A 15,926-nucleotide genomic window follows, 5' to 3' on the forward strand; every position below is an offset into this window, starting at 1 on the left:
GTATAAAACGAGCTAAAGCTGAAAAATAAATATTAATTTGATGCTATTCATTGAGACTTTAGTATAAATACTAGCGATTACCTAATAATGCTCGAATATTGGCTAAGTATTCATCAGCAACGGCTTCTGGATCTTTGGTAGCTTTTTTCTTTTTAGCTTTGGCTGGCCAGTCGATATGGTCTTCGGGTAGCTCCTCTAAGAATCTGGACTCTGAGGTGACACGCATCTGTCCCCCTGCACGGCGCTGCGTGGCTAAGGTTAAGGTCAGCTCACGACGGGCGCGGGTGATGCCAACATACATTAAGCGGCGTTCTTCTTCTACCGTTTCACTGATAATAGAGTTACGGTGCGGCAGCATCTCTTCTTCTAAACCCATAATATAAACGTAATTAAACTCCAAGCCTTTTGCTGCATGCAAGGTCATTAGATTGACCTTATTGGTGTTTTCATCTTCTTGCTGCTGCTCCAACATATCGAGCAATACTAGCTTGCGGATGATAGTATCAATAGTGCGATCTTCATCGTTTTCTGCACGGTTGATAAGCGATTGAATACTGGTATATAACACTTCAATATTGTCTAGACGGTTTTTTTCTTGCTGCGGGGTTTTCGCTTCCGAGCGCACCACATCGACGTAACCGGTTTCATCAATCATCTGACGTACGATTGGGACGGGGTCAGGATGCTGATCTAAATCGCGAGTGTAATGTTCAATAAAGTCACCAAATTCTTTTAGGGTACTATAGGCTTTGGTCGGTAACACATGACTGAGGCCAGCATGGGTACAAGAGGCCAGTAACGAGATACTATGCTCTTGCGCAAATAGACCCAGCTTCTCTAATGTCGCAGGTCCCATACCACGCTTGGGTGTATTAATAATGCGTAAAAAAGCACTGTCATCTTCTGGATTTAGAATTAGGCGTAGGTAGCCCATGATATCTTTGATTTCACTACGCGCAAAAAATGACTGACCACCGGATATCTTATAAGGGACTTGTAATTGACGTAGCTGGGCTTCTAACATTCGCGCTTGAAAGTTACTGCGATACAGTACGGCATAATCTTCCCACTCATTACCAAAACGTAGCTTATGGGTGACTATCTCTTTGGCAACGCGCTCCGATTCGTCGTCATCATTACGGCAATTGATAATGCGGATTTTTTCACCATGACCTTTATCTGACCAAAGTTTCTTTTCAAATAAATGCTCGTTATTGGTAATAACCGCATTGGCCGCAGTCAAAATACGACTGGTTGAGCGATAGTTCTGTTCAAGCATAACGATTTTTAATTTGGGAAAATCTTCTTTTAGCAGGGCCATGTTTTCAGGCTTTGCCCCACGCCACGCATAGATAGATTGGTCATCGTCACCCACGACGGTAAAGCGTCCTTGTGGTCCTACTAGATACTTAATCATCTCATACTGAGCAGTATTGGTATCTTGATATTCATCGACCAATAGGTAGCGAATACGGTTCTGCCATTTATCCCGCAGCAGGGTATTGTCACGGAGTATTTTAGTCGGTAATACAATCAAGTCATCAAAATCAACCGCATTATAAGCGCGTAAATTACGCTCATATAACGCATATAAAGTCGCAAAGATCATATCTTCCGGATCTTCTAAGGTCTCCATCGCTTTATCTGGATCAATCAGATCGTTTTTCCAGTCAGAGATAAACTTCATCGCTTTACCAACTAGCTCGCGACTTTCAGCGCCACTTAAGTTGTCGCGCATCATTAACTCCATCAATAAGCGCTTGCTGTCCTCGCCATCCATAATGGAGAAGTTGCCTTTTAGCGGAGTATGGATTAATTCATAACGCAAAAACTGTAAGCCAAATTGGTGAAAGGTTGATACCGTTAGACCGCGGGTCTTATCACTGGGCATTAATTTGCTGACCCGGGCTTTCATCTCGCGTGCGGCTTTATTGGTAAAAGTCACCGCCGTAATACGTTCCGCTGGCATGTTGCACTCTTGTATAAGATAGGCAATCTTACGGGTGATGACCGAGGTTTTGCCAGAGCCTGCGCCTGCCAATACCAGTAGCGGACCGGATACGTAGAGCATGGCTTCTTGTTGTTTGGGATTAAGTTGACTCATAGCAAGACCTTTGGGACAAATGGTTCAAAAGCAAAAAAGAGGGTAGTCGCGGAATTAACTAATTAAAGCCCCAGAAAAATGGTTGGCAGGCGACAGAATAAAGGCAGTAAAATGTGGAGGTTGCCGTAAACACACGTTTAAAATTAGGTAGGTTATTATAAAGCAAAAACTGTACGTTTTGGCAGGAGATGGCGGATGGTTAGTGTTGTCAAGAAAGAACTAAGAATAAAAAGAAGAGAAAAATAAAATCGCGCCAGCTGATCTGAATCAATTGGCGCGAAAACAAGCGTTGTAGCTAATTATTTTAACTAAGTATTTTAATTCAGCAGATCAGCTCTAAGCATTATTTAACTGACGTGCTGCCTCTAGCGCAAAGTAGGTCAAGATGCCATCGGCACCGGCGCGGCGGAAGCCAATCAGCGATTCTAAAATAACCTCATCACTTAACCAACCATTCTGAATCGCTGCCATATGCATGGCATATTCGCCAGAAACTTGATAGGCAAAGGTCGGTACACCAAAAGTATTTTTAACTTCACGAATCAGATCTAAATAAGGCTGACCCGGTTTGATCATCACCATATCAGCGCCTTCATTGATATCCATTGCCACTTCATGTAAAGCTTCTGCGCGATTACCAAAGTCCATCTGGTATTGCTTCTTATGCCCACCTTTTAGATTACCTGCGCTACCGACCGCATCACGGAAAGGACCATAATAAGCAGAAGCGTATTTAGCCGAGTAGGCCATGATAGCGGTATTGAAAAAACCTTCTGCTTCCAAAGCGTCACGCATGGCTTTGATACGCCCGTCCATCATATCACTAGGAGAGATAATGTCAGCACCAGCGCGGGCATGTACGAGTACTTGCTTGACTAGTACCTCAACCGTCTCGTCGTTAACCACATAACCTTCGTCATCAAGCAAGCCATCTTGACCATGTGAAGTATAAGGGTCTAACGCAACGTCCGTCATCACCACCATTTCTGGTACGGCATCTTTGACGGCTTTTACCGCACGAGCACTCAGACCATTTTCATCATAAGCGGCGTGACCATCGGCCGTTTTTAAGCTGTTATCGATGACTGGGAAGATATCAATGGTGGTAACGCCTTCGGCTAATAATTCTTTCGCGTGCTTAATAAGTAAATCAATGGATAAGCGTTCAACGCCTGGCATACTGGCGACGGCTTCGCGTTGGTTATCGCCTTCCAAAACGAAAACGGGGGCAATAAGATGCTTGGGGTGCAGCTCAACTTCACGAATCATCGCCCGGACATTATCGTTATAACGCAAGCGGCGCAGGCGAGTCGCAGGGAATTGGCGGTTAAAGGTATAAGTCATAATAGGTCCTTATTATATTTTCATTGGGTTATTTGGTCGTTGTTTATAATATTATTATTTATAGGTAAGATATTTATAAAATAGCTCTTAATATTGTGATACTACTATAACTAAAAGCAACCTATGAAAGCAAAAAGCCCCACCGAAGCGGCAGGGCTGATTGTGTGATATTTATCCACTATTGACCAGTAAGCAGTTAAGGCTCAATAATCTGCGTGACTGGTACTTGTTCAACAGGAGTCTCTTCAATCAAAACACCGACTGCTGCATCAGCATCGTTATCATTATCGATATCGACAATCGCAGTTGGTTTAAAGACAGCTGTCGTTGGCGAATTTGACTGTTTAATGGCAATGGATTCTTGCACAGAAATTACCCGCGCTGAGCTGGCGGCATCGATAGCGTAAGCGGCTTTTGCTTCAGCGCTATTGCCAGGCGCTCTACCTAATTGTGCCACGTTAGTATATTGCGGTACCGGAATAATGGTTGGCACACCAAGATTAGCACCGCCACCAAGGGCTTGGTACAATTCAACTTGGCTAATAATTTTTTGTAGCTCTAAATCTAAAATGCCTTGCTGAGTTGAGAACAATGAGCGTTGAGCATCGAGTACGTCTAGGTAGTTGGATATACCCGCTTTAAAGCGAGCGTCCGCAATTTGATAGGTTTGTTCAAAGTTGTCTTGTAGACGGTACTGTGACTCAAGCTGCTCACCTAGCGTTGCCCGCGTCGCGAGCACGTCTGACACTTCACGGAAGGCCGTTTGAATGGATCTCTCGTAGCTGGCGAGCGTTTGTTCACGCTCGATTTTGGCCACATCATAATTGGCATCTAAGCGACCAGCATCAAAGATGGGTACGCTGATATTAGGACCAAAGGACCAACCGAACGCGCCACTGCTAAATAAATCGTCTAAGCTGCCACTCCGCAGACCCACATTACTGGAAAGGCTAATAGAAGGGTAATAAGAGGCGCGCGCCACTTCGATATTAGCACCCGCGGCTTTAAGGTTATATTCTGCTTGCAGGATGTCAGGGCGGTAGCGGAGTAGCGCGCTCGGTAGACCAGCGTTAAAGATTTCATGAGTGGTAATGTTACTAATTGCAGGTGCAGGTATAAGCTCACTTGGAATTGAGGCACCTACTAAAAACTGCAATGCATTACGCGACGTTAAGATACTGCTTTGCGCCCTTAATACCGCGAGTTTGGCATTCTCAAGCGCGGCACTCGATTGTAAGGAGGGTAACTTAGGATCGATACCGGCTTCGAAGCGCTTACTGGCAATAAACAAGGATTGTTCACGACTCTCAACCGTTGCTTCAGCCAGTTTGAGCTGTGCCAAACTGTAGCTTAAATTGGCATAGCTTTGAGCAATGTTACTAATTAAGCTAATCTGAGTGGCATCTTTTGCCGCAGTGGTTGCTAAGAAATTCTGCAACGCCTGATCTTTTAGACTAGAAATTTTACCCCAAAAGTCTAGCTCATAGTTGGCTAGACCCAACTGCACATTATAAGCATCACCGGTTTGACTGCCGCCTATTGGACTGTTTTGGCGACTGCGAGAGTAGCCTGCGCTACCATCAATCGTTGGCAAGTCGCGAATATCAGTGATTCGATATTGCGCCCGTGCTTTTTCAATCGCTAAGCGCGCACTTTCGAAGTCTTTGTTATTCTCAAGACCTAATGCAATAAGACCCTTCAGACGCTCATCGCTATAAAAATTCTGCCAGCGCTGACTGGCAAGACTTGGCTGATCAGCGCTACTGATAGTCTCACGGTCAAAGGCACCGTAAGCTTGTTCAATAGGAATATTAGGCTCAGCAAGCACAGGGCTCATATCCGCTTTTGGGATGGTATTACACGCTGCCATGCTCATTGCTAATGCCGTCAAACCTAATAAGCGTCCACTACTCTTGTATACTCGTGAGGGAGTGGAAGTCGCAATCATAGCAGTAGGGGTAAACCATGTGCCTGTAATAATTGGGCGCACGCTAGCAGCAGTAGCTACTGCTTTGGTGGCTGAGTTGGGGGTAAAAAAGGATATAAAACTCATTGTGTATTATCTCCAAAGCTTACAGACTGATAACTCTCAGAGGGAGTTGGGTCTTGCGTATCATCGATTGGTTGATTTGGCGTGTTGTCCGGATCATTGGGATCGCTTGGCCCATTTGGACCCTTGCCATCCTCTTTATCATTCGGATCATGCGCTTCATTACCTTTATAAGGGAAAATACTACGCACCCAAATATAGAACATAGGAATAAAGAAGACACCTAAGAAGGTAGCGGTGATTACCCCACCAACAACGCTGGTACCGATTGCGTTTTGACTACCAGACCCGGCACCTGTGGCTATGAATAATGGCACAACACCCAGACCAAAGGCAAGCGAGGTCATAATGATCGGACGCAAACGTTGCCGCGCCGCCGTCATTACCGCCTCTTTGAGGCTATAACCTTCCTCTTGATAATCCCTCGCAAACTCGATAATCAGGATGGCGTTTTTGGCTGATAGCCCGACCACCGTGAGTAGACCGACTTGTAAGTAAATATCGTTGGAGAAGCCCCGGAACCAGGTAAATAGAACCGCCCCCAATACCCCAAGTGGAATCACCAATAGTACTGAGAATGGAACTGACCAACTTTCATAAAGAGCAGCAAGACATAAGAATACCACTAAGATTGAGATGGCATATAGCATGGGCGCTTGAGCACCTGATTTTTTCTCTTCTAATGACAGGCCTGTCCATTCATAACTGATGCCTTCTGGTAGTTTTTCGACCATGGCTTCCATGGCCTCCATCGCTTCACCCGTACTTAAGCCTTCAGCAGCATTACCTTGAATGTTCATTGACGCTAAACTGTTATAGCGCGTGAGACCCGGTGAACCGGTTTCCCATTCACTACTAGAGAACGCATCAAACGAAATCATCTCGTTGCTGTTATTACGCACATACCATTTACCGAGATCATCAGGGTTGGTACGGCTACTAGGCTCACCTTGTACGAACACGCGCTTAACCCGACCACGATCGACAAAGTCATTGATATAGGTCGAACCCCATGCGGTGGAGATAACACTATTAATGCTTGCCAAAGATAAACCATAAGCTGCGGCTTGCTCTTGGTTGATATTGATTTTCAGCTGCGGCGCATCTTCTTGTCCGTTTGGCCGCACCCCGGCTACTTGATCATTTTGAGCGGCCATGCCAAGTAACATATTGCGTGCTTCAAGCAGACCTTCATGCCCGACGTTACCGGAATCTTGGAGCATCAAGTCAAAACCACTAGAGTTACCAAGCCCGCTAATCGCTGGGGGTATAATATTAAAAACAGTCGCTTCGTTAATTTGACTAAAGAAGTAACCTTGTGCACGATCAGATATGGCCTGCGCGGTATTTTCATCCCCTTCGCGATTCGCCCAATCACTTAATTTTACGAAGGCTATACCTACGTTTTGTCCTTGTCCAACAAAACTGAAGCCCGCGATCGTAAACGCTGAAGCAACATTGTCTGGTTCTTGGCTACTATAATAATCGCTAACTTTATCAAGAACATCTTGGGTTTCATCCAATGTCGAACCAGCGGGTAGCTGTACGGCGGTAAACATAATACCTTGGTCTTCTTGTGGTAAGAATGAGCCGGGGATACGTAAGAATACCACTGCCATAATACCGATAATGGCGGCATAAATAATAAAGTAGACCCATTTAAAGCGGAAACTTTTACCAACAAATTTTTCATAAGAGCGACTGGTTTTAGTGAAAGAACGGTTAAACCAACCAAAGAAGCCTTTTTGGTGTTCGCTATTGCCTTTTTCATGGCTTTTACTACGTTTTAGCAAAGTCACACAGAGGGCAGGGGTGAAAATAAGAGCAACTAGAGCCGACAGCACCATACTGGTGATAAGCGTAATGGCAAACTGACGATAAATAACACCCGTTGAGCCGCCAAAGAAAGCCATCGGTACGAATACTGCTGATAAGATAAGCGCGATACCAACAACAATTTTACTAATCTCACCCATCGACTGTATGGTGGCGTTCTTGATGGAGATATGGGGGTCTTCTTCCAAAATTCGCTCGACGTTCTCTACCACCACAATGGCATCATCGACCAATAGACCGATGGAGAGTACCATAGCAAACATAGTCAGCACGTTAATACTGAACCCTGCGACATATAGCACCGCAAAAGTACCAAGCAATACCACAGGTACGGCTAGGGTCGGAATAATAGTAGCGCGCCAGTTCTGTAAAAAAACGAACATGACGATAAATACTAATATAATCGCTTCAATTAAGGTCTTAACCACTTGCTCAATAGACAAGCGTACAAATGGGGTGGTGTCGTAAGGAACGACTGACTTTAGACCTACCGGGAAGTTTGCTTCTAGCTCGGCGACTCGATCACCGACTAATTCGCGGGTTTCAAGCGCGTTAGCACCGCTTGCTAGTGAGACGGCAAGGCCAGCTGCTGGTTGGCCATTAAACAACGAAATAGTACTATAATTTTCACTACCAATTTCAACGTCTGCAACATCGCCTAAGCGCACTTGTGCACCAGAGGTATCTGTTTTCAATAAAATATTTTTGAACTCGTCAGGCGTTTTTAGATAGCTTTGTACGGTGACCGTCGCATTAATAACTTGTTCATCGACATCAGCGGGTGCTTGACCTAGTTGACCTGCAGATACTTGTGCGTTTTGCGCTCGTACTGCATCGACCACATCAGATGGCACCAAACGATAGCTACGTAAGCGTGCTGGATCAAGCCAAATACGCATGGCGTAAGAGGCACCGAATGCTTGTACTTGACCAACCCCTTCAACACGGCTGAGCGGATCGACGACATTCGAGTTGATATAATCACCGATATCAGCACGATCCATACTGCCATCTTCGGAGACAAACCCAAACACGGCTAAAAAGCCATCAGAGGCTTTATTGACGTTGACACCCTGACGCTGTACTTGCTCAGGCAACGAGCTCATTGCGGCCTGTAATTTGTTCTGAACTTGTACTTGTGCCGTATCAGAATCCGTACCGTTCTCAAAGAAAAGCTGTACAGAAGCACTACCATTTGAAGCACTTGACGACTTTATGTACATCAAGCCATCAAGGCCCTTCATGCGCTGCTCAATAATTTGTACCACTGAGTTTTCAACGGTTTCAGCGTTAGCACCAGGGTAGCTGGCGCTGACCGAAATGGTTGGCGGCGCAATAGCTGGATACTGCTCAATCGGTAGGTTGATAACCGATATTATGCCGATGAGCATAACCAAAATAGCCATCACCCATGCAAAAATAGGGCGATTAATAAAAAAAACTGACATAGTATATCCCTAAGTCTTCCTAGCTTTGAATGGAATTAATTGGCGGCTGCTTGTGCCGGTGTTTTGGCAGTTTTGCCATCGGTAGACTTATTTACATTTTTTGCAGCTTGCTGCGGTGTTTTGGCAGCAGTGCCAGCAGAAGCACCTTGCTCAGAGGGTGTTGGGTTTGGATTTTCCAAAGGCTTAGCGACCACTTCTTGTTCAGGTTTAACTTTTGCGCCACCGATAATCACCACTTTATCGCCACTCTTTAGACCGTTAGTGACCACCCACTGTCCATTATAGGTACCATTAATAGTAACCGGGCGTACTTGGATCTTATTGTTTTCATCAACGATATAAACTTGAGTTTCACTTTTAGTCGAACGCATCACCGCACTTTGCGGGACTAAAGCGGCATTGGTAATGACACTTTGGGTCAAGCGTGCGCTGACATACATGCCTGGCAGCAAAATATTGTTATTATTAGGGAATATGGCACGCAAGGTTACCGCCCCAGTTGACTCATCGACTTTCGCCTCTGATAAAGCAAGCTTACCTTTTACCGGATAGACAGAGCCGTCCTCTAACACTAGTTCAACGGTATTCATTCCGGCTTGGGCTTTACCAGCGGAGATCTGCTGACGTAGATTAAGCAGCTCAGACGACGATTGACTGATATCCACATAGATAGGATCTAAGCGTGAAATAGTGACTAGCGGATCGGCCTGACTGGCACTAACTAGCGTACCCGCAGTGACACTTGAGCGGTCACTACGACCATCAATTGGCGCACGTACGATCGTACGATTGAGATCTAAGGTGCTAGCATCCAGACCGGATGTCGCGGTTTGAATACCGGCTTTTGCACTTTCAATACCCGCTTGTGTCTGGCCAATAGCGGCATTTGCACTTTGGACAGCCGCTTGAGCGGTACGTACTTGGGTTACCGCTTGATCATATTGCTGCTTGGAGATGGCATCAATCTCGACCAGTCCTTGCAGACGCTGTAGATCATTTTGTGCTTGCGATAATGAGGCTTGGCGACTGACCAGTTCAGCTTTCGCATTGGCATTATTAGCCAACGCGGTCTGGTAGTTGGCTTCCGCCTGTGCTACCGCAGCCTTACCACTGGTAATAGAGGTTGCGTAGTTATCCGTATTGATACGATATAAGGGCTGGCCCTTTTTGACGCTGCTGCCCTCACGGAACAGTACCTCGTCAATAATGCCATTCACTTGTGGGCGAACGTCTGCGGTCTGGTAGGCCGCAGTACGTCCAGAAAAAGTCTGTACTTGGGGCACAGCGCCAAAGGTAACGGTCTGGACGTTGACGACGGCAGGCGGCATCTGCTGCTGTGCTGCTTCACCAGCGGCGTCCTCGTTTTTGTCACAGCCAACCAGTACAGCCCCAGATAGTACAGATGCTATTACAATCGCAAGATAAGAGTGCTTCATCAATGTCCTCGGCAATAATATAATATTGATACAATATAATAAGTGTAGTGATAAATCTTAACGTGATAGATGTGATAAAGAATATGCATACAACGACGCATAAAAATCAGATAGGCAGGTTTAATTTAATCGACTATTATAAACTATAGGGTCTACCCCGCAGTCAAGCGATCAAAAAATAGTTTTGTCTCGTAAAATTATCTTTTAGTTTTTACTAAGTGTAAAAAACACCGACAACACAAGCGTTACACGAAAAACGCTTAAGAAACTTTACGACAATCTCTGAGTTAGAAGATTGTTAATTTTTGTTGTATAAATGAACTTAAAGAAAATCAAGCAACTAACAACGTATAAATTAAGTAAGATTATGAGCTGTCCAGAAAACAAAGGCTTTAGCAATACTTAAATGTGAACGCTAAAATAGCTAGGCATGAACGGTCACTTTAAATCAACCGTGTAAACGATTGATAAAGGCAGTAGCGTTATACCAGCACAGCTGTAACGTTATGACAAACGTGCGCTGGCAAGCTCAGTCAATTGATACAACCCTTGACGATAGCGATTATCGGGTAGGGTAGTAAGTGCTTGCTGAGCGAGTTTGGTTTCTTCCAAAGCACGCAGCTTACAGTAATCTAATGAGCCCGAACCACGCACCAGTTCAATCAATTGTTCCGCATTCGGCGTTTTCCCAGTCTGTACTGCAATTCGCAATTGCTCATAGCCGTTTTGATCGGTGTCTTTTAATAACTCAAGTGCCTTAATGGTTGGCAGAGTAGGCTTGCCTTCTGCCAAGTCATCACCTAAGTTCTTGCCCATTACCTCGCTGTCGCCACTATAATCAAGCACATCATCGACAATTTGAAACGCATTACCAAAGTGCTGGCCAAAATCTGCTAATGCTTGAAGGTGCTGGGTTTGATCCTGCAAGATAGCGGCTCCTTGGGTAGCCATCATAAATAACCGCGAGGTTTTGCCATCAATAATTCGTAGATAATCATCTTCAGTTGCGGCCGGGTTGTGTTGATGCTGAAGTTGTAATACTTCACCTTCTGCAATATCACAAGTGCCATCTGAGAACAATTGCAATAACGGTAAACTTTGAAAGCTAACCAATAAGTTAAACGCCCGTGCGATTAGATAGTCACCGACCAGCACCGCCGTGGCATTGTCCCATGTGGCATTGGCAGTAGGCTTACCGCGGCGCTGTCCTGATTCGTCAATCACATCATCATGTACCAAAGTTGCGGTATGCAACATTTCAGTAATGGCGGCCAAATGCATAGCCTGCTGTGATGGTGCATCATGAAACATTCGTGCACACAACAAAGTAATCAGCGGACGCATCCGTTTGCCACCAGCGTTGATCACATGTTGTGAGACGCTCATCACTAGTTGGACTTTGGAGTTAAGACTACCAAAAACCTGCTTATCCATAATCTCAAAATCATCAGCAACGATGCTTTGGATATCGGAATAGCTTGGTGTGGATAATAACAAGGAGGCGGATTCATTAAATGAGTCATTAAATGAGTCATTAGATAAAGAAGTACGGGTCATAAGAAGTAGTCATATTAATTAGAATAAAGAGAAAATTTTGATAGTAAGATATACCAATGCTATCGACCCTCTCATAATAGCATAGCTGTATGCTCAAATCGGAGACTAAAATGTGACATAAAATGAGCTCAGGCATAAAGCTTCATTATATTTATCACTCAATGCTTATCCTTCAAAATCCATTATGAACTTTACTAAAAATAGCTAAGATTACCTCTAAAAATAACCAATAGTGATCAATGATAAAGACAAATAGATAAAGCGTTGTAAGTCACTGATTATATAAGTTATAATAACCACTGCTAAATGTAGATCAGTGGTCGTTGTTCCTACTATCGATGTCTCTGTGTTGAGTGCCCTATCAAATGGCTTAGATAGCTAATGACATCAAACTTGATATGAACAAGGACTATTGGTATTACCACCTCACAAAAACAGGACGAGCGGCTTGCTTTTATTAGCGAAAAGCCGTATAATCTTGCTTTTAATTTTTCCCTGTCGTGTTCGTTGACGAAGCGTTAGTATCATACTAGCCACGGCACACGGGTTAAACGGAGTTATACAATGTACGCAGTAATCAAAAGTGGTGGTAAACAGCACCGTGTCGTCGTCGATGAATTGCTTAAAGTTGAACTACTAAAAGTAGAAGCTGGCGAAACGATCAAATTCGAAGACGTAATGATGGTTGTTGACGGCGATAACGTCAAAATCGGTCAGCCAGTCGTTGATGGTGCAAGCGTAGAAGTAGAAGTTGTTAAGCATGGTCGCGGTGACAAAATCCGTATCATCAAGCACAACCGTCGTAAGCATTATCATAAAGAGCAAGGTCACCGCCAATGGTATACCTTGTTAAAAATCAAAGCGATTAATGCTTAGTTACCAGCTTACTTATTAAAGCTTAACAGCGCACTAAAAGCTTAAGATGTATCGCACACGCGATAATCATATTAACAAGGAGATTTTCTCATGGCACATAAAAAAGCTGCCGGTTCGACCCGTAACGGTCGTGATTCAAACCCAAAAATGCTCGGCGTAAAAATATTCGGTGGTCAAACCATCGTTGCTGGTAACATCATCGTTCGTCAACGTGGTACAGAATTCCACGCTGGCGAAGGCGTTGGCATGGGTCGTGACCATACTTTATTTGCATTGAATGACGGTGTGGTAAAGTTTGCGACCAAAGGTAAATTCAACCGTCGCTATGTGATGGTTGAAGGCGCATAATTGTCGCTGAGCTATTAACTTATTGTGTTTAGATAAGTTTCTATAGCTAATAGAAAAGTCCCTATTACCAGCCGGTGATAGGGACTTTTTTATGTTTATATCTTATTCTTGTTAATTTTACTTAAAATATCAATATTGACAGAGGTATAGAAACGTTATGAACACAAGGGTGAAATAGTGTAAATTTCTTGGTTACAAGCGTGTATGGCAGGCGTAGTATTGATTGCAATTCAGGTCTAGGCGCGTAATAAAAAAGCTGCCACACTGTTTGTCGTTGATTGAATGCCATTGCTTGAATGCCTTTAATCAACAGTGCCGTGATAACTAATAATGACTGTTTTTTATTTATCCATTAAAGCTAATAACTGTTAAAGCCAATAACTAACACGCAACATATTTGACCACAATAAATACACGGCTGATTCGATAACTAGCAGATTAATTGCTAAAGACCAATAATTAAAGAACGATCTTTAAAAAATAATTGATATTTTATTTTTATTACGAGAGGAAAAACGATGACTTTATTAACCAAGCAAGTCTCTAAACCAACAACGACTGCAAAACAGAAATGGATGAGTGGTGCTCTAGCCGGAGTATTGATGACTACATTTGGCGTTGCTGCGCCTATGGTGGCATTGAGCCAATCAGCGAGCGCGGCTCCTGCAAGTAATCTAGTCGCAGCTCAGCGCTTAAACAAGCTATTGACCAATACCAAAAGCATGACTGCCAACTTTACCCAAACCACAAAAGGCGCAAGCAGCGGCACCTTTAAAGGCTCAATGAGTGTCCAACGGCCAAATAACTTCCGCTGGGAAACCAAGTCACCATCAGAACAACTGATTGTTGCCAATGGTAGCTCGATGTGGATTTACGATAAAGATTTAGAGCAGGCTACCCAGCAAGCGGTAGATAGCCAAGTAGGTAACACCCCCGCACTGCTATTATCAGGTGACCCAAGTAAAATCGATAAAAACTTTAAAATTACTCAGCCTTATGCGACTAAGAACTATTACGTACTCTACCCTAAGTTAAGTGATGCCAGTTTTAAAAACTTATCCGTGAGTTTTAGTGGTGGCAAACCAGTAATGATGGTGCTTAACGATACTTTGGGACAAACTACGTCAATTAAATTCAACGGTATTAAGCTTAACCCAAGTATTAGTAGCAGCCAGTTTAAATTCACGCCACCAAAAGGTGTGGATGTGATCAATCAGTAATCTATGGTTAAGCCTATTATGAGATAAATATAAGTAAGTCATAGAAAAAAGGATCAGCCGTTATTTCGGCTGGTCCTTTTTTTATTGAGTGATCAGGAGTAAATCGCTAAACAATCAAAGATAAGTACCTATATTTTATATTGATATTTTATATTGATATTTTATATTAATATTTGTTCAAAGTAGAGTAGGGACAGGTTGCAATTAGGACTAATAGGTTTACAATATCGGCCTACTTACAACGTATGTCATCAAGCTTATTGACTTGAGCTGCTTAGTTGAATGTCTAAAATTTTGCTCCGGCACTTTTTAATTTTTAGCTGTAAGGCAGGTCATCGTTGTTACGCTTATTTGGGTAGGTTTTTAGGCTGATCTTTATGTTTGGTAAAGCAAGTATACGCCTTAGTCTATAACATAATTTTTTGCTCTAAATACATATTTAGTAGCATATAAAGTGACCACCCAATACAGTTAAAAACTGGCTTTTGAGCCTTGAGATGCGTATAGTAAGTAAACAGTCTATGGCAGTTATCACGTCATTGTTGATCACGTGTAATGAGTTATTAAATCAATTAAATACTTCGTTATTTAAATAAATATTGTTTAAATAATTAACCAAGATATTGATTTAATAAGTTTATATTACGTTGCTAAAAGATGCGTTTGACGACCAGCCCTTATCTAATCGTTATATTTAGATACTGTACGGTTGGTATCGTTCTACACCGTCATCAATAAGCTTGATAATTGGTCATTACCAGCAAAGTTACTTATAGTTATTTACGGTTGCTGAAAGAAATCACTTACAGTTACTTAAAGAAGTTTCTTAAAGAAACTACTTAACTTAATAATAAACAGTCACTTTGTGTTTTCGTCTGCGTCAGGTACGTTGTCATGTCATCATGTTGCTATTAACGATAAGTTGCAATTAGTAATGGCATGCGGTATTTATGACACTCGATTGGGTGAGGAGCACGTATTATCATGTCTGCCTTTAATTGGTCAGCAGTTGCTTTTATTCTAGCCGCTATCGGCCTAGTTGTGTTTATGCTAGTCGTTCCGCGCTTGCTTGGTGGACGTTCACACGGCCTACAAAAAGAAGAAGTATTTGAAGCGGGTGTTGTTGGATCTGGCAACGCCCGTATTCGTTTGTCTGCGAAATTCTACTTGGTCGCTATCTTCTTTGTCATTTTTGATTTAGAAGCGCTTTATTTATTCGCTTATGCTGTTTCGGTGCGTGAGGTCGGTTGGATTGGTTTTGCAGCGGCGGCGGTGTTTATTGGTGTCCTAATCGTCGGTTTGATATATGAGCTAAGCTTAGGGGCTATAAGTTGGTCACCTGCGGATAAACTTCGTAAAAAAGTACGCCTTTATGCCGCGCCTGCAGGCTTCAATCTAGCGGACATCACTAAGTTCGATGGCGTTGATGAGCTGATGGTAGATCCTACTGGCAAGATTCCAGCACAATCCTCAGGACAGATCAACGTTTCAAATAATATTGAAGCCAATCGTCGCCACCTCCAAAATATCGATCATATCAATACCACAGGTAATGTTACCTCTGTGGATTTTGCGGCGTCTGCTCAACATACCAATGTTGAACCTAATCGCTAATGAGCATGATATTAAGTGATTGTTCTAAGTGATTGTTTTAGTACCTAGCATTTAATAACTAACAGCTACGAACAAACAGTTTCGAACAAAGAT

General features: G+C 43.3%; 10 protein-coding genes. 4 read left to right on the forward strand and 6 right to left on the reverse strand.

The genetic code is table 11. The annotated features are described in order from the left end of the window. Positions 1-70: 70 nt before the first annotated feature. The 6 genes from JMX97_RS09490 to JMX97_RS09515 form a co-directional block, all read right to left on the reverse strand. The gene (locus JMX97_RS09490; protein ID WP_201557445.1) at positions 71-2,104 is read right to left on the reverse strand and encodes a UvrD-helicase domain-containing protein; all 2,034 of its coding nucleotides are present in this window, start codon (positions 2,102-2,104) and stop codon (positions 71-73) included. 336 nt (positions 2,105-2,440) lie between these two features. Then, positions 2,441-3,448: a porphobilinogen synthase gene (gene hemB / locus JMX97_RS09495; protein ID WP_201557447.1), complete on the reverse strand. Its 1,008-nt coding sequence runs from the start codon at positions 3,446-3,448 to the stop codon at positions 2,441-2,443. A gap of 196 nt (positions 3,449-3,644) precedes the next feature. Then, the gene (locus JMX97_RS09500) at positions 3,645-5,501 is read right to left on the reverse strand and encodes an efflux transporter outer membrane subunit (RefSeq protein ID WP_201557449.1); all 1,857 of its coding nucleotides are present in this window, start codon (positions 5,499-5,501) and stop codon (positions 3,645-3,647) included. Continuing rightward, positions 5,498-8,782 (reverse strand): efflux RND transporter permease subunit, encoded by a 3,285-nt coding sequence (locus JMX97_RS09505; protein WP_201557450.1) that lies wholly within the window; start codon positions 8,780-8,782, stop codon positions 5,498-5,500. Before JMX97_RS09505 ends, JMX97_RS09500 begins: the two co-directional genes overlap by 4 nt. A gap of 35 nt (positions 8,783-8,817) precedes the next feature. Further along, a complete protein-coding gene (locus JMX97_RS09510; RefSeq protein WP_201557452.1) occupies positions 8,818-10,218 on the reverse strand; it encodes an efflux RND transporter periplasmic adaptor subunit in 1,401 nt (466 codons plus the stop codon). Between the two features lie 504 nt (positions 10,219-10,722). Beyond that, complete coding sequence (locus JMX97_RS09515; RefSeq protein ID WP_201557503.1) at positions 10,723-11,652, reverse strand: polyprenyl synthetase family protein; 930 nt, start codon at positions 11,650-11,652, stop codon at positions 10,723-10,725. A 687-nt stretch (positions 11,653-12,339) separates the two neighbouring features. On the opposite strand from JMX97_RS09515, the gene rplU reads away from it, so the two are divergent. From rplU to ndhC, 4 genes are all read left to right on the forward strand, one after another. Next, a complete protein-coding gene (gene rplU, locus JMX97_RS09520; protein WP_201557454.1) occupies positions 12,340-12,651 on the forward strand; it encodes a 50S ribosomal protein L21 in 312 nt (103 codons plus the stop codon). Positions 12,652-12,741: 90 nt separating this feature from the next. Beyond that, entirely contained in the window at positions 12,742-12,999 is a 258-nt protein-coding gene (rpmA, locus tag JMX97_RS09525; RefSeq protein ID WP_201557456.1) for a 50S ribosomal protein L27, read from the forward strand. 518 nt (positions 13,000-13,517) lie between these two features. Then, complete coding sequence (lolA, locus tag JMX97_RS09530; protein ID WP_201557466.1) at positions 13,518-14,219, forward strand: outer membrane lipoprotein chaperone LolA; 702 nt, start codon at positions 13,518-13,520, stop codon at positions 14,217-14,219. Positions 14,220-15,203: 984 nt separating this feature from the next. Beyond that, positions 15,204-15,833 carry an NADH-quinone oxidoreductase subunit A gene (gene ndhC / locus JMX97_RS09535; protein WP_201557475.1) on the forward strand — a complete coding sequence of 210 codons (630 nt, stop codon included), beginning with the start codon at positions 15,204-15,206 and terminating at the stop codon, positions 15,831-15,833. The last annotated feature ends 93 nt before the right edge of the window (positions 15,834-15,926 follow it).

The organism is Psychrobacter sp. 72-O-c (assembly GCF_904846605.1).
Lineage (GTDB): Bacteria > Pseudomonadota > Gammaproteobacteria > Pseudomonadales > Moraxellaceae > Psychrobacter.

Coding starts and splice junctions, on each gene's coding strand:
- JMX97_RS09510 (WP_201557452.1), bottom strand. CDS start 10,218: ATGAAGCACTCTTATCTTGCGATTGTAATAGCATCTGTACTATCTGGG.
- ndhC (WP_201557475.1), top strand. CDS start 15,204: ATGTCTGCCTTTAATTGGTCAGCAGTTGCTTTTATTCTAGCCGCTATC.
- JMX97_RS09505 (WP_201557450.1), bottom strand. CDS start 8,782: ATGTCAGTTTTTTTTATTAATCGCCCTATTTTTGCATGGGTGATGGCT.
- JMX97_RS09490 (WP_201557445.1), bottom strand. CDS start 2,104: ATGAGTCAACTTAATCCCAAACAACAAGAAGCCATGCTCTACGTATCC.
- JMX97_RS09515 (WP_201557503.1), bottom strand. CDS start 11,652: ATGGATAAGCAGGTTTTTGGTAGTCTTAACTCCAAAGTCCAACTAGTG.
- lolA (WP_201557466.1), top strand. CDS start 13,518: ATGACTTTATTAACCAAGCAAGTCTCTAAACCAACAACGACTGCAAAA.
- rpmA (WP_201557456.1), top strand. CDS start 12,742: ATGGCACATAAAAAAGCTGCCGGTTCGACCCGTAACGGTCGTGATTCA.
- rplU (WP_201557454.1), top strand. CDS start 12,340: ATGTACGCAGTAATCAAAAGTGGTGGTAAACAGCACCGTGTCGTCGTC.
- hemB (WP_201557447.1), bottom strand. CDS start 3,448: ATGACTTATACCTTTAACCGCCAATTCCCTGCGACTCGCCTGCGCCGC.
- JMX97_RS09500 (WP_201557449.1), bottom strand. CDS start 5,501: ATGAGTTTTATATCCTTTTTTACCCCCAACTCAGCCACCAAAGCAGTA.